This is a genomic window from Pseudoxanthomonas sp. F11 (assembly GCF_037046485.1).
Lineage (GTDB): Bacteria > Pseudomonadota > Gammaproteobacteria > Xanthomonadales > Xanthomonadaceae > Pseudoxanthomonas_A.
The window spans coordinates 56,168-72,920 of record NZ_JBANLZ010000005.1 but is presented as its reverse complement, the minus strand read 5'-3'; the positions used below and the strand labels follow the sequence as shown (position 1 = coordinate 72,920).

The window sequence follows — 16,753 nt, the reverse complement described above, 5'->3', positions numbered from 1 at the left end:
CGTCGGACGCACCTGCGTGAAGAAGGCCGCCCGAGGGCGGCCTTTTTCTTTCCGTGCCCGTAACGTCAGGCGGCCTTTTGCGCAGCCAGCTGGCGCAGCACGTAGTGCAACAGACCACCGTGCCTGAAGTACTCGACCTCCTTCGGCGTCAGCAGCAGGACCTTGGCCTGGAACTCCACCGCCTTGCCATCGGCCCTGTGGGCGGTGACCTTGGCGACCTTCGCGGCGCCGTCCTGCAGGCCGGTGACGTCGAACGTCTCCGACCCGTCCAGGCCCAGCGACTGCGCATTCTGGCCATCGACGAACTGCAGCGGCAGCACGCCCATGCCGACCAGGTTGGAGCGGTGGATGCGTTCGAAACTCTCCGCGATCACCGCCTTCACGCCCAGCAGATTGGTGCCCTTGGCCGCCCAGTCGCGAGAGGAACCCGTGCCGTATTCCTTGCCGGCGACGACGACCAGCGGCACGCCGTCGGCCTTGTACTTCATCGCCGCGTCGTAGATGGACAGCTTCTCCGGCGACCCGCTGCCGTAGTACAGCGTGTTGCCGCCTTCCTCGCCGCCGAACATCAGGTTCTTGATTCGGATGTTGGCGAAGGTGCCGCGCACCATCACGTCGTCGTTCCCGCGGCGGCTGCCGTAGCTGTTGAAGTCGACCGGCTGCACGCCACGCGAGATCAGGAAGCGTCCGGCCGGCGAGTCCTTCTTGATGTTGCCGGCGGGCGAGATGTGGTCGGTGGTGATGGAATCGCCGAACAGGCCCAGCACGCGCGCGCCGTGGATGTCCTCGATGCCGCCGACGGCCATCGACATGCCGTCGAAGTACGGCGGGTTCTTGATGTACGTCGAGCTGCCGTCCCATGCGTACAGGTCGCCGTCGGGTGAGGCGATGGTGTTCCAGCGCGTATCGCCCTTGAACACGTCGGCGTAGTTCTTGGCGAACATCTCCGGCCCGATCGTCGCAGCGATGAAGTCGCCGATCTCCTTGTTGGTTGGCCAGATGTCCTTCAGGTAGACCGGCTGGCCATCGCTGCCGATACCCAGCGGCTCGGCCGTCAGATCGATGTCGGTGGTGCCGGCGATGGCGTAGGCCACGACCAGCGGCGGGCTGGCCAGGTAGTTCATCTTCACTTCGGGATGCACGCGGCCCTCGAAGTTGCGGTTGCCCGACAGCACGGAGGCCACCACCAGGTCGTCGGCGGCGATCGCGGCCGAGACATCGTCCGGCAAGGGTCCCGAGTTGCCGATGCAGGTCGTGCAGCCGTAGCCGACGACGTAGAAGCCCAGCTTCTCGAGATCGTCGAGTACGCCGGCCTTCTCCAGATAGTCGGTGACCACGCGCGAGCCCGGCCCCAGCGACGTCTTGACCCACGGCTGCGCCTTCAACCCCTTGGCCACGGCGTTGCGGGCCAGCAGGCCGGCCCCCAGCATCACGGCCGGATTGGACGTGTTGGTGCAGGACGTGATGGCCGCGATGACCACGTCGCCGTCCCGCAATTTGGTCGCGCCGCTGTCGGGCGACGACTCGTGTGCCGCTTCCTCGGCACCGACGGCGGTACCGCCACCGCCTTCGTTCTTCAGGCGGTCTTCCTGCACCAGGTCGTTGCGCTTGCGGCGGGCATCGGCGAACGGCGCCAGGTTGTCGCGGAAGTTCTGCTTGACGTCCTGCAGCAGCACGCGGTCCTGCGGTCGCTTGGGGCCGGCGAGCGACGGTTTCACGTCGCCCATGTCCAGGTGCAGCGTGGCACTGTATTCGGCGTGCGGACTGTCCGGCGTATGCCACAGGCCCTGTGCCTTGGCGTACGCCTCGACCAGGGCGATCTGTTCTTCGCTGCGGCCGGACAGGCGCAGATAGTTCAGCGACTCGCTGTCGATCGGGAAGATGCCGCAGGTCGCGCCGTACTCCGGTGCCATGTTGCCGATGGTGGCGCGGTCGGCCAGCGGCAGATGCTGCAGGCCGTCGCCGTAGAACTCGACGAACTTGCCCACCACCCCCAGCTTGCGCAGCATCTGGGTGACGGTCAGCACCAGGTCGGTGGCGGTGGCGCCTTCCGGCAGTTTGCCGGTCAGCTTGAAGCCGACTACCTGCGGGATCAGCATCGACGACGGCTGTCCCAGCATCGCCGCTTCGGCCTCGATGCCGCCCACGCCCCAGCCCAGCACGCCGATGCCGTTGATCATGGTGGTGTGGCTGTCGGTGCCGAAGACGGTGTCGGGATAGGCGATGGCCTGGCCGTCCCGCTCGCCCGTCATCACCACGCGGGCCAGGTTCTCCAAGTTCACCTGATGGACGATGCCGGTGTTCGGCGGCACCACCTTGAAATTGTCGAACGCCTTCTGGCCCCAGCGCAGGAAGCCGTAACGCTCGCGGTTGCGGTCGAACTCGATCTTGCCGTTGAGGTCCAGCGCCTCGGGCTTGCCGAACACGTCGACCTGGATGGAGTGGTCGATGACCAGCTCGGACGGAATCAGGGGGTTGATCTGGTCCGGGCTGCCGCCCAGCTTGACCACGGCATCGCGCATGGCGGCCAAGTCGACGACGCAGGGCACGCCAGTGAAGTCCTGCAGCACCACGCGGGCCGGCATGAAGGCGATCTCGGTGTCCGGTTCGCGGGTCGCCTCCCACTGCGCCACCGCCTGGATGTGTTCGGGCAGCACGGTCACGCCGTCCTCGCAGCGCAGAAGGTTCTCCAACAGGATCTTCAGCGAGTAGGGCAGGCGGGCGAAGCCGCCCTGCGGATCCAGCCGCTCGGCCAGGGCCGGCAGGCTGTAATAGGTGTAGGACGTGCCGTTGACGTCCAGAGTGCGGCGGGTGGCGAAGGAATCACTCATCGCGGAGGCTCCTGTAGCGGGGGAAAGGGGTGCGAGGGCAGCATAAAGCGTCCGTCCCACGCGTCTTGTCGAGGCTTGCCCGGATTATCCGCCAACCCGGACGCGGGCCGGGACCCGACCAACGGATGGGGTGGCGGACCGGGGAGGTATGCGGTACGTCAATGAAAGTATGTATAATTCATCCATACTCAAGAGGGCGTGACGATGGAAGCCACCGTTGCCGAACGCGGACAGATCACCCTCCCCAAAGCCGTGCGCGATGCGCTGGGCCTGACCAAGGGCAGTGTGCTGAAGGTCGAGCTGGAAGGTAGCCGCATCGTATTGCGAAAGAGCGTCGACGACGCGATCTCGCGCGTGCGTGGCAAGTTCGCCCTCGATGCAGACGTCGCCAAGAGCGCCGCCAGCGAATGATCGCCGTCGATGCCCCCGTGCTGATCGAGTTGCTGACCGACGGCCCGCGCGCGGACGCCGTCGAGGCCGGGCTGCGCCAGAGCCTGGGCAGCGGCCGCGTCGTCGTCTGCGATGCCGCGCTGGCGCAGCTGTGCGCCTCGCTGCGCAATGGCGCGGAAGCGCTGGCAGCGCTGGAAGAGATGGGCGTGCATTTCAATGCCGTCGAAGCCAAGTCCGCGCTGCGCGCGGGCGAGATGCAGCGTCGCCACCGCCAGCGTGAGGGCGATGCCAGGCCGATCGCCGACTTCCTGGTGGGTGCGCACGCCCTGCTGCAGTGCGACGCCCTGATCACCTTCGACACCGCCTTCCATCGCGACTACTTCAAGGGCCTGAAGCTGATCGTGCCCGCGAACGAATAAGCATCACCCCCGTTTTTCCATTCCACCGCATTACCGAACGACCGGAGCCACCCATGTTGGAAGCCTATCGCCACCACGTAGCCGAGCGCGCCGCGCTGGGCATCCCGCCGCTGCCGCTGTCGGCCCAGCAGACGGCCGAGGTCATCGAACTGCTGAAGAATCCGCCGGCCGGGGAGGAAGACTTCCTGGTCGAGCTGATCACCCACCGTGTGCCCGCCGGTGTCGACGATGCCGCCAAGGTGAAAGCGTCCTACCTGGCGGCCGTGGCCTTCGGCACCGAGAAGACCCCGCTGATCACCCCCAAGCGCGCCACCGAGCTGCTGGGCACGATGCTGGGCGGCTACAACATCCACCCGCTGATCGAGCTGCTGGACAACGCCGAGCTGGGTGCGACCGCTGCCGAAGGCCTGAAGCACACGCTGCTGATGTTCGACAGCTTCCACGACGTGCAGGAGAAGGCCGAGCAGGGCAACGCTCACGCCCAGGCCGTGCTGAAGAGCTGGGCCGACGCCGAATGGTTCACCAGCAAGCCGGAAGTGCCGCAGTCGCTCACCATCACCGTGTTCAAGGTGCCCGGCGAGACGAATACCGACGACCTGTCGCCGGCGCCCGACGCGACCACGCGCCCGGACATCCCGCTGCATGCGCTGGCGATGCTGAAGAACAAGCGCCCCGACGCGCCGTTCGTGCCGGAAGAAGACGGCAAGCGCGGTCCGGTGCAGGAAATCCTGTCGCTGAAGGAGAAGGGCCACCTGGTCGCCTACGTCGGTGACGTGGTCGGCACCGGTTCCTCGCGCAAGTCGGCGACCAACAGCGTGCTGTGGTTCACCGGCGAGGACATCCCGTTCATCCCGAACAAGCGCTTCGGCGGCGTCTGCCTGGGTTCCAAGATCGCCCCGATCTTCTACAACACCATGGAGGACGCCGGCGCGTTGCCGATCGAACTCGACGTGTCGCAGATGAACCACGGCGACGTGGTCGAGCTGCGCCCGTACGAGGGCAAGGCACTCAAGGACGGCCACGTGATCGCCGAGTTCCAGGTCAAGTCCGAGGTGCTGTTCGACGAAGTGCGCGCCGGTGGCCGCATTCCGCTGATCATCGGCCGCGGGCTGACCGCGAAGGCGCGCGAAGCGCTGAAGCTGCCGGCGACGGACCTGTTCCGCCAGCCGCAGCAGCCGGCCGACAGCGGCAAGGGTTTCTCGCTGGCGCAGAAGATGGTCGGCCGCGCCTGCGGCCTGCCGGAAGGCCAGGGCGTGCGCCCGGGCACCTACTGCGAACCGAAGATGACCTCGGTGGGCTCGCAGGACACCACCGGTCCGATGACCCGCGACGAGTTGAAGGACCTCGCCTGTCTGGGCTTCTCGGCCGACCTGGTGATGCAGTCGTTCTGCCACACCGCGGCCTATCCCAAGCCGGTCGACGTGAAGACGCACCACACGCTGCCGGAATTCATTTCCACCCGTGGCGGCATCTCGCTGCGTCCGGGCGATGGCGTGATCCACAGCTGGCTCAACCGCATGCTGCTGCCCGACACCGTCGGCACCGGCGGCGATTCGCACACGCGTTTCCCGGTGGGCATTTCGTTCCCGGCGGGCTCGGGCCTGGTCGCGTTCGCCGCGGCCACCGGCGTGATGCCGCTGGACATGCCGGAATCGGTGCTGGTGCGCTTCAAGGGCCAGATGCAGCCGGGCGTGACCCTGCGCGACCTGGTCAACGCCATCCCGTACTACGCCATCAAGTCGGGCCTGCTGACGGTCGCCAAGCAGGGCAAGAAGAACATCTTCTCCGGCCGCATCCTCGAAATCGAAGGCCTGCCGGACCTGAAGGTGGAGCAGGCGTTCGAGCTGTCCGACGCCTCGGCCGAGCGTTCCGCCGCCGGCTGCACGGTGCGCCTGAACAAGGAGCCGATCATCGAGTACCTGACCAGCAACATCACGCTGCTGAAGTGGATGATCGCCGAAGGCTATGCCGACGCCCGTTCGCTGGCCCGCCGCATCGCCAAGATGGAAGCGTGGCTGGCCGACCCGCAGCTGCTGGAGCCGGATGCCGACGCCGAGTACGCCGCCGTCATCGAGATCGACCTGGCCGAAGTGCACGAGCCGCTGCTGGCCTGCCCGAACGATCCGGACGATGTGAAGACGCTGTCCGACGTCGCCGGCACGAAGATCGATGAAGTGTTCATCGGTTCCTGCATGACCAACATCGGCCACTTCCGTGCCGCCGCCAAGCTGCTGGAAGGCAAGCGCGACATCCCGACCCGCCTGTGGGTCGCGCCGCCGACCAAGATGGACGCGTCCGAGCTGACCAAGGAAGGCCACTACGGCACCTTCGGCACCGCCGGGGCGCGCATGGAAATGCCGGGCTGCTCGCTGTGCATGGGCAACCAGGCGCAGGTGCGCGAGGGCGCGACGGTGTTCTCCACCTCCACCCGCAATTTCCCCAACCGCCTGGGCCGCAACTCCAACGTGTTCCTGGGTTCGGCGGAACTGGCCGCGATCTGCTCGCGCCTGGGCAGGATCCCGACCAAGGCCGAGTACATGGCCGACATCGGCGTGATCAACGAGAAGGGCGCCGAGATCTACCGCTACATGAACTTCGACCAGATCGAGGAGTACCAGGACGTGGCGAAGACGGTCGCAGCCTGATCGTCCGCTGCAACGAAAAGGCCCGGCATTGCCGGGCCTCTTCTTTGGGACGGTGGCGATGCGTCAGGACAGCCAGTCGTCCACGGCGTCCAGCATCTGCCGGCGGCTGAACACGAAGTCCCACATGCTGCCGCCCAACTGGCGCCACAGCACGGCCGAGCGTACCGCCGCCAGCAGGATCGCCCGGATCTCCGCCACCACGCCCGGCTGGCCGAGGTAGTGCGGGTTGCCCTGGACCATCACGCGCGGCCGCAGGTGGCTGATGGTGTCGGCGTACAGGCCGCCGAGCGCCGACAGGACATCCGGGTGCGTGCTGCCGTGTTGCTCGGCGCGCGGCGCGATGTCGGTCAGGCCGCGGGTGACGGCGTGCACGGTGTCCTCTTCGCGCACGAACCGCCGCTCCAGCTGCAATACCGCCATCGCCAGGCGGGGCAGGGCGTCGTCCTGCGCCTCCTTGGCCAGGTAGCCGCGCAGGACCCGCAGCCCGGGGGCGATGTCGCCCAGACGGCCGTACACGGCCAGCGGCGTGGCGGCTTCGATGCGGAATACGCTCTCCAGCGACGCCTGCACAGCCGAGGACTCGGACTGGCCGGTTTCGGCGATGCGCCGCACCTGGTGGAGGGCCTGTGCCAGCCCGGCGAGGGCGAGCACACGGTCGGAATATCGGTTGCTCAAGCTGCTTGCTCCGCGAGTTTCAATTCAAGAGGGGCGTCGGTGCGAGCGATCACCGCGCCGCCCAGGCATTCGTCGCCTTCATACAGCACCAGCGACTGTCCCGGCGTGACGGCACGCTGCGGCGTGGTGAACTCGACCATGACGCTGCCATCCTCCATTACCTGCACCCGGCACGGTTCGTCCGGCTGGCGATAGCGCGTCTGTGCCGTGCAGTCGAAGCGACCAGCGGGCGGACTGCCCGACACCCAGTGCGCCGTTTCGGTCCACAACCGCGTGGACATCAGATAAGGGCTGTGCGTGTCCTGGTCCACGTACAGCACATTGTGGGCCACGTCCTTGCCTACGACATACCACGGCGCCTGCGGACGGCCACGCACGCCACCGATCTGCAGGCCTTCGCGCTGGCCCAGGGTGAAATAGAACACGCCCGGGTGCTCGCCGACCACCTGGCCCTGCGGGTCGCGCATCTCGCCGCGTCGCGCGGGCAGATAGCGCCCCAGGAACTCGCGGAAATCGCGCTCGCCGATGAAGCAGATGCCGGTGGAGTCCTTCTTGTCGTGGGTAGGCAAGCCGGCTTCGCGCGCGACCCGGCGCAGGTCCGATTTCTGCAGTTCGCCGATGGGAAACAGCGTGGCCGACAGCTGCGCCTGGCCCAACTGGTGGAGGAAATAGCTCTGATCCTTCCCGCGGTCCATGCCGCGCAGCAGCCGCCAGCGTCCGCCCGCTTCGACCACGCGCGCGTAGTGGCCGGTCGCGATCTTCTCGGCCCCCAGGTCGTGGGCGGCATCCAGGAAATGCTTGAACTTCACCTCCCGGTTGCACAGCACGTCCGGGTTCGGGGTGCGGCCGGCGGCATATTCGGCCAGGAAATGTTCGAACACGCCCTGCCAGTACTCGGTCGAGAAATCGCGGAAATGGAACGGGATACCCAATCGGCCGCAGACGGCCACGGCGTCGCGGCGATCGTCTTCGGCACGGCACTCGCCGGTACCGTCGTCGGCCCAGTTCTGCATGAAGAGCCCGGCGACGGCCTCGCCCTGCTGCACCAGGCGCAGGGCGGCCACCGACGAATCCACGCCACCGGACACCCCAACGACGACCCGCGGACGGTTCATGCGATGTGCTGCAGCGTGGACAACGGCGAACGACGGCCGGACAGGTAGTCCTGCACGACCCGCCAGACCAGCGGGCTGCGATGGCGGTCGGCCTGCGCCTGCAGTTCCGCCGGGGTCAGCCACACCGCCTGGACGATACCGTCATCCAGCGGACGGTCGGGCTGGTGCCGAACGGGATCGGCGGAGAAGGCGAAGCGCAGGTAATGGCGCCCGGTCTCGGCCTTCCACTGGTAGGCGCCGATGAAGGCGGTCGGCGCGACCTCCCAGCCCGTCTCTTCCAGGGTTTCGCGACGGGCGGCGTCCAGCAGGCTCTCGTCCGGCTCCAGATGGCCGGCCGGCTGGTTGAACACAAGCCGGCCCTGGGCGCGCTCTTCCACCATCAGCAGCCGGCCGTCGCGGACCACCACGGTGGCCACGGTGACGTCGGGCTGCCAGAACCGGCCCTCGCGATAGCTCACTTACAGGTCGTCCTGGTCGCCGGAGAGTTCGATCTCCTGGTTGTCGGCCGTCTCGGCCGCGATGTCCATCGCCGCTTCCAGCGCCGCCGCATCCGCGTTGTCCTGCAACTTGATGACGAAGTACAGCACGTCGCCGGCGATCTCCCAGCTGCCGAGCTTCTTGGTGCGGCTGTCCGCCAGCAGCGCCAGCGCCCGTGCGCCATCGATACCGTCCGCCGCGACGCGCCCGGCCGGCGAGAACACTTCGCGGATGCTCAGCCCGCCGACCTGTTCGGTGCTGCCCGAGACGAACACCAGCTGCGTCCGGTTCTCCTTGTCGTAGGAATAGGTGGCCTTGTAGTCGCCGTCGGCGTCGATCTCGTACTGGATGCCGCGCGCCTTCAGCCGGGCCTCGACCGACGCATCGGCGGCGGTGGCGGGTGCCGCGACGGCGGCGGCGGTGCACAGCAGGGCGGTGACGGGCAGGCGGGACAGCGTCGGGATCATGGTCGGCTCGGGCTGGAAGGGATGGCGCATTGTGGCCGGGGTCACGCATGGCGTCCATGCGGGCGACGGGGGCCAGCGCCTATAATCGGCACATGCCCCGCAAGAACGAAAACGAACGCGACCATGGCCTGATGGTGGAGACCAGCCGGCCCGAGGTCGCGCCGCCGCCCCTCTACCAGGTGCTGCTGCTCAACGACGATTACACCCCGATGGATTTCGTGGTGACCGTGCTGCAGCAGTTCTTCGCCATGGACCTGGAGAAGGCCACCCAGGTGATGCTGCACGTGCATACGCGCGGCCGCGGCGTGTGCGGGGTCTATACCCGCGAGGTGGCCGAGTCCAAGGTGGCCCAGGTCAACGAGTTTTCCCGTATGAACCAGCATCCCTTGCTGTGCACGATGGAGAAGTCCTGAGGGATTCCGGCACGGGCAGGCCGGACCGGCTCGAACGGTGTGGGGGCGTCACGGCCTGGTGCAAGGCAACGATCCCTGAACACTGAAATCCGGTAGGCTGATGGAAAACCGCCCGCCAGGCCGCATATTGTCGGCATAGGCCCCGGAGGCAACCATGTTCAGCAAAGACCTCGAGCAGACCATCGGCCAGTGCTACAAGCGCGCCCGTGAAGCTCGGCACGAATTCATGACCGTCGAGCACCTGTTGCTCGCACTGTTGGAGAACCCCTCTGCACAGGCCGTCCTGAAGGCGACCGGTGCCGATGCCAACCGCCTGCGCGCGGATCTGGAGCAGGCCATCGAGGCCTCGGTCTCGCGCCTGGCCGAAGACGATGGCCGCGATACCCAGCCGACGCTGGGCTTCCAGCGCGTGCTGCAGCGTGCCGTCTACCACGTGCAGTCCTCGGGCAAGAAGGAGGTCACCGGCGCCAACGTGCTGGTGGCGATCTTCGGCGAGAAGGATTCGCACGCCGTGTACTTCCTCAACCAGCAGGACGTGACCCGGCTGGACATCGTCAACTACCTGTCCCACGGCATCGCCAAGCAGGGCGAGGAAAACGAAGCCTCCGGGCATCCGGAGGGCGAGGGCAAGGCCGAGGGTGCGGAAGGCGAGGGCAAGGGCGACGCCCTGGCCGAGTTCGCCAGCAATCTCAACGAGCTGGCGCGCCAGGGCAGGATCGACCCGCTGGTCGGCCGCGGCGACGAGATCGAACGGACCATCCAGGTGCTGTGCCGCCGCCGCAAGAACAATCCGCTCTACGTGGGCGAGGCCGGCGTGGGCAAGACCGCGCTGGCCGAGGGCCTGGCCAAGCGCATCGTCGAAGGCGAGGTGCCCGACGTGCTGCTGGATGCCGTCATCTATTCGCTGGACCTGGGCGCGCTGGTGGCGGGCACCAAGTACCGCGGCGACTTCGAAAAGCGCCTGAAGAGCGTGCTGGCGTCGATCAAGAAGATCCCAGGCGCCATCCTGTTCGTGGACGAGATCCACACCATCATCGGCGCCGGCTCGGCCAGCGGCGGCACGATGGATGCCTCCAACCTGATCAAGCCGGCGCTGGCGTCGGGCGAGCTGCGCTGCATCGGCTCGACCACGTTCCAGGAGTACCGCGGCATCTTCGAGAAGGATCGTGCGCTCGCACGCCGCTTCCAGAAGATCGACATCGTCGAGCCCACGGTGGGCGAGGCCTACCAGATCCTGCAGGGACTGAAGCCCAAGTACGAGGCCCACCACGGCGTGACCTACGCCGACGATGCGCTGCAGGCCGCGGTCGACCTGTCGGTCAAGCACATCGGCGACCGCCTGCTGCCGGACAAGGCCATCGACGTGATCGACGAGGCCGGCGCCCGCCAGCGCCTGCTGCCGCAGGAGACGCGCAAGGAACTGATCGACGTCGAGGAGATCGAGACCATCGTCGCCAAGATGGCGCGCATCCCGGCCAAGCAGGTGTCCTCGTCCGACAAGGACGTGCTGCAGCACCTGGAGCGCAACCTGAAGATGGTCATCTTCGGGCAGGATCCCGCCATCGAGACGCTGGCGTCGTCCATCAAGCTGGCCCGCAGCGGCCTGGCCAACCCGGAGAAGCCGATCGGCAGCTTCCTGTTCGCCGGTCCGACGGGTGTGGGCAAGACCGAGGTGACCAAGCAGCTGGCGCTGCAGCTGGGCATCGAACTGGTCCGTTTCGACATGTCCGAATACATGGAGCCGCATTCGGTCAGCCGCCTGATCGGCGCGCCCCCGGGTTATGTGGGCTTCGATCAGGGCGGCCTGCTGACCGAGAAGATCGTCAAGACGCCGCATTGCGTGCTGCTGTTGGACGAGGTCGAGAAGGCCCACCCCGACATCTTCAACATCCTGCTGCAGGTCATGGATCGCGGGGTGCTGACGGATACCAACGGCCGCGAGGCGAACTTCAAGAACGTCATCCTGGTGATGACCACCAACGCGGGCGCAGCGCAGGCGTCGCGGCGGACGATCGGTTTCATGCAGCAGGATCATTCCACCGACGCGATGGAAGTGATCCGCCGCAGCTTCACCCCGGAGTTCCGCAACCGCCTGGATGCCATCGTGCAGTTCCAGGGCCTGGGCTTCGACCACATCCTGCGGGTGGTGGACAAGTTCATCATCGAGCTGGAAATGCTGCTGCAGGAGAAGCATGTCAGCCTGTCGGCCACGCCGGCGGCGCGCGACTGGCTGGCCCAGCACGGCTTCGATCCATTGATGGGTGCGCGTCCGATGGCGCGCCTGATCCAGGACAAGGTGAAGCGACCGCTGGCCGACGAGCTGTTGTTCGGCAAGCTGGTCAATGGCGGGCGGGTCGGTATCGACGTACGCGATGGCGAGCTGGTGGTCGATGCGCAGGCAGAACCGGAGCGTTTGTTGCCGGCGACCGTGTAGATCACTGCTGGAATCGATTGCAGGCGAGAAAAAAGGCGGCCCACGGGCCGCCTTTCTCTTATCGCTTCTGGCGGCTCGATCCCCGCCTCAACGCCGCGCGCGTTGCTTGCGCTTGGCGAACTCTTCAGCGGAAATCGTTTCGACGACGCTGACATCGCAGGTTGAGGTCTTGGTACGCACCTTGGTGCCGGCGGGGCACAGCCGGTCGGCCTGGCCATCGGCGCTGATCTGGATGGTCGGCGTCATCGTCACCGAGTCGCAGTTGCGGGCGAAGCCGAGGCGGTAATGGGATTGACCATCGCGAAGGAAGATCTGGCCGCCGCCGCCGGCACGGACGATCTCCTGGCTGCTTCCCAGTGCGACGCAATCGGCAACCGGTTCGCCAGCCATGGCGAAAAACGGAGAGAGGCCCAAAGCCAGCAGGGCGGTCATGGAGAGATGACGAGGTTTCATGGCAGTCGTGATTGGAGGCAGCCCGTATCGGCCGACGTCCATGCTAGGGATCACGCTGCCGACGCGAATCTGCCCAAAGTCGCCATGACCACCGACCCAATGACGAAGGTCATTGGGAGACGACCGCACTAACGAAGAAAGCGGCCCAGGGCCGCTTTCCGATCAGTCGCATCAAGAAGCTTATTTCATGCGATAGGTGATTCGACCTTTGGTGAGGTCGTAGGGGGTCATTTCGACCTTCACCTTGTCGCCGGTCAGGATGCGGATGTAGTTCTTGCGCATGCGGCCGGAAATGTGGGCGATGATCTCGTGCCCGTTCTCCAGCTTGACCCGGAACATGGTGTTGGGCAGCGTCTCGGCGACGGTGCCTTCGAATTCAATGGAATCGTCTTTCGACATGTAAACCTGTGTGTGCCGCGAGGGATGGCGGGTGCCATGAAGCCAGGCATTGTACGCCCCGCGCGCGCCAGGTGCAAAAATTCCGTTATGGCACCGATGCTTGCGCCAGTTCGGCGGCCGGCATGCGTCCGAATCGGACGGTCCACGGGCCTGCCGGCGACGGCAGGTCCACCAGGCCCGCGACCTCGGCCAGGAAACGATGTCGGGGCATCCGGACGGCCCCCAGCGAGACCAGATGGTCGTTTTCCACCTGGGCATCGATCAGCGGCCAGCCCCACCCGCGCAGCCGGGCCGCCAGCGCGGCCAGCGCGACCTTGGAACCGCCCGACCGGCCACTGAACATGCTCTCGCCGAAGAACATGCGCCCGATCGCCACGCCGTAGATGCCGCCCACCAGGGCGTCGCCCTGGAACACTTCGACCGAATGGGCGTGCCCGTGACGATGCAGGTCGATATAGGCCTGGCGCATGCCCGAGGTGATCCAGGTGCCGTGCTGGCCCGGCCGCGGCGCCTTGGCGCAGGCCGTGATCACCTGTTCGAACGCGGTGTCCGCCCGGACCTCCCACGGGCTGTGCCGGAGGCCGCGGCGGAAGCGGGAAGACAGGCGCACGCCATCGGTGGCGAACACCATGCGCGGATCGGGCGACCACCACAGCGGTGGCTGGCCGGGCGAGAACCAGGGAAAAATGCCGTGACGATAGGCATTCAGCAGGCGCGGCAGCGACAGGTCGCCGCCGATCGCGAGCAGGCCGTCGGGCTCCTGCATGGCGCTGTCCGCCGGCGGGAAGGGCGCGTGGGGATCGGGGGACAGGACGAACGGCCGCTGGCGCATCGGGTGATCCTGGGCTCGGGCCGCGCGCTCAGGCACGGTCCTGCTGTTTGAACGGCGAGTGGGACTGCAGCGTACGCGCATACCGCCGTACCGCCTGGCCCTCCTCGTCGCACCAGTGCGCCAGTGCGCCGGCGAACTCCGGGTCGGCGATCCAGTGCCGCGAGCGTACCCAGGCCGGCAGGAAACCGCGTGCGATCTTGTGCTCGCCCTGGGCCCCAGGCTCGAACCGGGCCAGACCCTCGCGGAGGCAGTAGGCGATGCCCTGGTAATAGCAGGTCTCGAAATGCAGTCCCGGCAGGGATGCCTCGGCCCCCCAGTAGCGGCCGTACAGCGTGTCCCGCCCGCGCAGGCACAGCGCCCCCGCGACGGTGCGGCCGTCGTGATCGGCCAGGAACATCACCAGCTGCCGCGGCATCGTCCGCGCGAGATGCTGCAGGAACGGAAGCGTCAGCGCAGGCGAATTGCCGTAGTCCTGGAACGTGCGCAGGTAGAAGCCGAACATCGCCTCCAGGTCGGCCGCGGTCGCCTCGTCGCCGTGCACGGTGCGGATGACGACGCCGGCCCGCTGGACCTTCGCCCGTTCCTGGCGGATGTTCTTGCGGTGCTTGTGGTCGAAATCGGCCAGGAAGCTGTCGAAGTCGTGCCAGTGCCCCGGATTCCGCCAGTGGTACTGCACGTCGATCCGCGGCAGCCAGTCGGAAGCGAACGCATCGTCCTCGTCTTCAGCATGGAAGTTGACGTGCGCGGACGACAATCCCAGGCGCAACACCTCCTCGCGCACCGCGGTCAGCAGCGCCTTGCGATGCGCGGCGTCCTGCGCCAGCAGGCGCGGTCCGGTGACCGGCGAGTAGGGCACGGCACAGAGCCATTTGGGGTAGTAGTCCAGCCCGTAGCGGGCATAGGCATGCGCCCAGGCATGATCGAAGACGAATTCCCCGTGCGAGTTGTCCTTCAGGTAGCCCGGTGCGGCCGCAACCAGCGTGTCGCCCTCCCACAGCGTCAGGTGGTGCGGTGTCCATCCCCAGTCCCGGCGCAGGCATCCCTGTGACTCCAGCCCGTGCAGGAAGGCGTGGGCCACGAAGGGATTCCGACCATCGTGCAGGGCGTCCCAGTCGCGCGCGGACACGTCGGCCAGGGACGGAAGGAAACGGGCGTCGTACATCGTCTGCGATGCTAAGGGCGCAGATCCAGCACGTCGATGGTCGGCGGATTGAACAACCGCATCGGCAGGCCGATCTCCCCCGTGCCCACGGTGGTGTACACGCGGACGCGGCCGTGCGCCGTGCGCCGTGCGCAGGAACTGTTCGCCCCGGTCGAAGCCGTATTGGCTGGGAATCACGCGCCGGTACAGCCAGGGAATGCGGATCTGTCCCCCGTGCGTATGGCCCGCCAGTACCAAGGCCACGCGGGCAGGGTCCAGCGCGATGGCGCTGTCGGGATTGTGCGCCAGCACGAGGGTGGGGCCAGAGGCTGGACCGGCCGCAAGGAAGCCCGGATCGTCCTTGCCCGCCCAGCGATCCCCCAACCCGGCAAGCCCGAAGCCACGCACGGTCACCGTCCGCCCTTCGATCACCTGCACGCCATGCGTGGCCAGCGCGGTACGCAGTTCCGCATCGACATCGGGGCCGGGAGCCTGCTGGTCATGGTTGCCCAACACCGCGTAGACCGGCTTCCGCAGGGTCTCCAAAGGGGCAAACATGCGCTCCAGCGGCTCGCCGTCGGGTTCATAGGTGAAATCCCCGGCGATCACGATTGCGTCGGCCTGCAGCGTGTTGATGCGGTCCGCCAGCCGCTGCAGGTAGGCGCGGTTTTTGTAGACGCCCAGATGGAGGTCGCTGATCAACACCAGCCTTGCCTGCGCGCCGGTGCCCGTCAGCACCGTTTCCTGCACGCGGATACGCTGGGGCTCGACGAAGCGCGCCCAGGCGAACACCATGCACCCGGCCAGCAGCAGGGCGACGAGCGAACGGCCACGGCGCTCGCGCAGTCGCCATCCCAGCCACGCCATGAACGGCACGACGAACCAGCTCCCGTGGAACAGGCACTGCTTGATCAGCAGCGTGTCCATCCGTGGAAGGCGTCGTTGCCCGGATCAGCCGTCCTTGTCCAGGAAGCGTTCCGCATCCAGCGCCGCCATGCAGCCGAAACCGGCCGAGGTGATGGCCTGGCGGTAATGCTGGTCGGTGACGTCGCCGGCCGCGAACACGCCCGGGATGGTGGTGGCGGTGGCGTTGCCCTCGATGCCGGAGCGGATCTTCAGATAGCCGTTGCTCATGTCCAGCTGGCCTTCGAACAGGCCGGTATTCGGCGTGTGGCCGATGGCCACGAAGAAGCCGTGCACGTCGATGTCACGCATGCTGCCGTCCTGCACCGACTTCACCCGGATGCCGGTGACGCCGGCATCGTTGCCCAGCACCTCGTCGACCGTGTGGTGCCACACCGGCTCGATCTTGCCGGCCTGGATCTTGGCGAACAGCTTGTCCTGCATGATCTTCTCGGCCCGCAGCGTGTCGCGGCGATGCACCAGATAGACCTTGCGGGCGATGTTGGCCAGGTACAGCGCCTCTTCGACGGCCGTGTTGCCGCCCCCGATCACCGCCACGTCCTGGTCGCGGTAGAAGAAACCGTCGCAGGTCGCGCAGGCGGACACCCCGCGGCCCTTGAAGGCCTCTTCCGACGGCAGGCCCAGGTACTTGGCCGTGGCGCCGGTGGCGATGATCAGCGCATCGGCGGTGTATTCGCCGCTGTCGCCGATCAGCTTGAACGGCCGCTTGGACAGGTCGGCGGTATGGATGTGATCGAAGATCACTTCGGTCTCGAAGCGCTCCGCATGCGCCTGCATCCGCGCCATCAGGTCCGGGCCCATCAGGCCATGCGCGTCCCCCGGCCAGTTGTCCACTTCGGTGGTGGTCATCAGCTGGCCGCCCTGCTGCAGGCCGGTGACCACGACGGGCTTGAGGTTGGCGCGGGCCGCGTAGACAGCGGCGGTCCAACCGGCGGGGCCTGAGCCCAGGATCAACAGGCGGCAGTGCTTGGAAGTGCTCATGTATACTCGCGAAAAGGGGTGATCGGGCAGGCAACGACGCGTTGGCGCATCATCCGCAGGCACATAGAGTGGCGGGGCGTATCCGGCGAATCAAGGCACGCTGCTGGAATGCGGCGATGCAGCCGGGACCATGCCGGGCTCGATCCAGGACGCTGCG

General features: G+C 66.9%; 15 protein-coding genes and 1 pseudogene. 5 read left to right on the top strand and 11 right to left on the bottom strand.

Translation table 11 applies throughout. From position 1 onward, the window contains the following. Positions 1 to 65 precede the first annotated feature (65 nt). Complete coding sequence (gene acnA, locus V8246_RS15060) at positions 66 to 2,831, bottom strand: aconitate hydratase AcnA (RefSeq protein ID WP_336189927.1); 2,766 nt, start codon at positions 2,829 to 2,831, stop codon at positions 66 to 68. Between the two features lie 204 nt (positions 2,832 to 3,035). Here acnA and V8246_RS15055 point away from each other — a divergent pair, with 204 nt between their 5' ends. From V8246_RS15055 to acnB, 3 genes are read left to right on the top strand one after another with little or no spacing between them, the layout of a single operon-like run. After that, the gene (locus V8246_RS15055; RefSeq protein WP_336189926.1) at positions 3,036 to 3,242 is read left to right on the top strand and encodes an AbrB/MazE/SpoVT family DNA-binding domain-containing protein; all 207 of its coding nucleotides are present in this window, start codon (positions 3,036 to 3,038) and stop codon (positions 3,240 to 3,242) included. Then, positions 3,239 to 3,640, top strand: coding sequence for a type II toxin-antitoxin system VapC family toxin (locus V8246_RS15050; protein ID WP_336189925.1), 402 nt, complete (start codon positions 3,239 to 3,241; stop codon positions 3,638 to 3,640). Before V8246_RS15055 ends, V8246_RS15050 begins: the two co-directional genes overlap by 4 nt. A gap of 53 nt (positions 3,641 to 3,693) precedes the next feature. Continuing rightward, the gene (acnB, locus tag V8246_RS15045) at positions 3,694 to 6,285 is read left to right on the top strand and encodes a bifunctional aconitate hydratase 2/2-methylisocitrate dehydratase (RefSeq protein WP_336189924.1); all 2,592 of its coding nucleotides are present in this window, start codon (positions 3,694 to 3,696) and stop codon (positions 6,283 to 6,285) included. Between the two features lie 63 nt (positions 6,286 to 6,348). Here the strand turns inward: acnB and hflD are convergent, their stop codons facing one another. Genes hflD through V8246_RS15025 form a run of 4 tightly spaced genes read right to left on the bottom strand, consistent with a single transcriptional unit; the run spans position 6,349 to position 9,064 of the window. Continuing rightward, positions 6,349 to 6,960: a high frequency lysogenization protein HflD gene (hflD, locus tag V8246_RS15040; protein ID WP_336189923.1), complete on the bottom strand. Its 612-nt coding sequence runs from the start codon at positions 6,958 to 6,960 to the stop codon at positions 6,349 to 6,351. Further along, the gene (gene mnmA, locus V8246_RS15035) at positions 6,957 to 8,075 is read right to left on the bottom strand and encodes a tRNA 2-thiouridine(34) synthase MnmA (protein ID WP_336189922.1); all 1,119 of its coding nucleotides are present in this window, start codon (positions 8,073 to 8,075) and stop codon (positions 6,957 to 6,959) included. The genes hflD and mnmA overlap by 4 nt, the downstream gene beginning before the upstream one ends. Then, positions 8,072 to 8,533: an NUDIX hydrolase gene (locus V8246_RS15030; RefSeq protein ID WP_336189921.1), complete on the bottom strand. Its 462-nt coding sequence runs from the start codon at positions 8,531 to 8,533 to the stop codon at positions 8,072 to 8,074. Before V8246_RS15030 ends, mnmA begins: the two co-directional genes overlap by 4 nt. Then, positions 8,534 to 9,064: a hypothetical protein gene (locus V8246_RS15025; RefSeq protein WP_336189920.1), complete on the bottom strand. Its 531-nt coding sequence runs from the start codon at positions 9,062 to 9,064 to the stop codon at positions 8,534 to 8,536. 47 nt (positions 9,065 to 9,111) lie between these two features. Here V8246_RS15025 and clpS point away from each other — a divergent pair, with 47 nt between their 5' ends. Further along, positions 9,112 to 9,432: an ATP-dependent Clp protease adapter ClpS gene (gene clpS / locus V8246_RS15020; RefSeq protein ID WP_185896076.1), complete on the top strand. Its 321-nt coding sequence runs from the start codon at positions 9,112 to 9,114 to the stop codon at positions 9,430 to 9,432. Between the two features lie 154 nt (positions 9,433 to 9,586). Beyond that, a complete protein-coding gene (gene clpA / locus V8246_RS15015; protein WP_185896077.1) occupies positions 9,587 to 11,866 on the top strand; it encodes an ATP-dependent Clp protease ATP-binding subunit ClpA in 2,280 nt (759 codons plus the stop codon). Between the two features lie 87 nt (positions 11,867 to 11,953). Here clpA and V8246_RS15010 read toward each other — a convergent pair whose 3' ends face one another. The 6 genes and pseudogenes from V8246_RS15010 to trxB form a co-directional block, all read right to left on the bottom strand. Continuing rightward, positions 11,954 to 12,298, bottom strand: coding sequence for a hypothetical protein (locus V8246_RS15010; protein ID WP_185896078.1), 345 nt, complete (start codon positions 12,296 to 12,298; stop codon positions 11,954 to 11,956). Positions 12,299 to 12,499: 201 nt separating this feature from the next. Further along, complete coding sequence (gene infA / locus V8246_RS15005; protein ID WP_055943174.1) at positions 12,500 to 12,718, bottom strand: translation initiation factor IF-1; 219 nt, start codon at positions 12,716 to 12,718, stop codon at positions 12,500 to 12,502. Between the two features lie 85 nt (positions 12,719 to 12,803). Next, the gene (aat, locus tag V8246_RS15000) at positions 12,804 to 13,550 is read right to left on the bottom strand and encodes a leucyl/phenylalanyl-tRNA--protein transferase (RefSeq protein ID WP_336189919.1); all 747 of its coding nucleotides are present in this window, start codon (positions 13,548 to 13,550) and stop codon (positions 12,804 to 12,806) included. Between the two features lie 28 nt (positions 13,551 to 13,578). Continuing rightward, positions 13,579 to 14,712, bottom strand: a complete 1,134-nt coding sequence (locus tag V8246_RS14995; protein WP_336190095.1) for a GNAT family N-acetyltransferase — start codon at positions 14,710 to 14,712, stop codon at positions 13,579 to 13,581. A 222-nt stretch (positions 14,713 to 14,934) separates the two neighbouring features. Further along, positions 14,935 to 15,486, bottom strand: a pseudogene (locus V8246_RS14990) (metallophosphoesterase); the annotation flags it as partial. A 156-nt stretch (positions 15,487 to 15,642) separates the two neighbouring features. Further along, entirely contained in the window at positions 15,643 to 16,596 is a 954-nt protein-coding gene (gene trxB, locus V8246_RS14985) for a thioredoxin-disulfide reductase (protein ID WP_336189918.1), read from the bottom strand. Positions 16,597 to 16,753 lie beyond the last annotated feature (157 nt).

Excerpts from the sequence above, each read along its gene's own strand:
- acnA (WP_336189927.1), bottom strand. The coding sequence starts at position 2,831 with ATGAGTGATTCCTTCGCCACCCGCCGCACTCTGGACGTCAACGGCACG.
- V8246_RS15055 (WP_336189926.1), top strand. The coding sequence starts at position 3,036 with ATGGAAGCCACCGTTGCCGAACGCGGACAGATCACCCTCCCCAAAGCC.
- V8246_RS15050 (WP_336189925.1), top strand. The coding sequence starts at position 3,239 with ATGATCGCCGTCGATGCCCCCGTGCTGATCGAGTTGCTGACCGACGGC.
- acnB (WP_336189924.1), top strand. The coding sequence starts at position 3,694 with ATGTTGGAAGCCTATCGCCACCACGTAGCCGAGCGCGCCGCGCTGGGC.
- mnmA (WP_336189922.1), bottom strand. The coding sequence starts at position 8,075 with ATGAACCGTCCGCGGGTCGTCGTTGGGGTGTCCGGTGGCGTGGATTCG.
- clpS (WP_185896076.1), top strand. The coding sequence starts at position 9,112 with ATGCCCCGCAAGAACGAAAACGAACGCGACCATGGCCTGATGGTGGAG.
- clpA (WP_185896077.1), top strand. The coding sequence starts at position 9,587 with ATGTTCAGCAAAGACCTCGAGCAGACCATCGGCCAGTGCTACAAGCGC.
- V8246_RS15010 (WP_185896078.1), bottom strand. The coding sequence starts at position 12,298 with ATGACCGCCCTGCTGGCTTTGGGCCTCTCTCCGTTTTTCGCCATGGCT.
- infA (WP_055943174.1), bottom strand. The coding sequence starts at position 12,718 with ATGTCGAAAGACGATTCCATTGAATTCGAAGGCACCGTCGCCGAGACG.
- aat (WP_336189919.1), bottom strand. The coding sequence starts at position 13,550 with ATGCGCCAGCGGCCGTTCGTCCTGTCCCCCGATCCCCACGCGCCCTTC.
- V8246_RS14995 (WP_336190095.1), bottom strand. The coding sequence starts at position 14,712 with ATGTACGACGCCCGTTTCCTTCCGTCCCTGGCCGACGTGTCCGCGCGC.
- trxB (WP_336189918.1), bottom strand. The coding sequence starts at position 16,596 with ATGAGCACTTCCAAGCACTGCCGCCTGTTGATCCTGGGCTCAGGCCCC.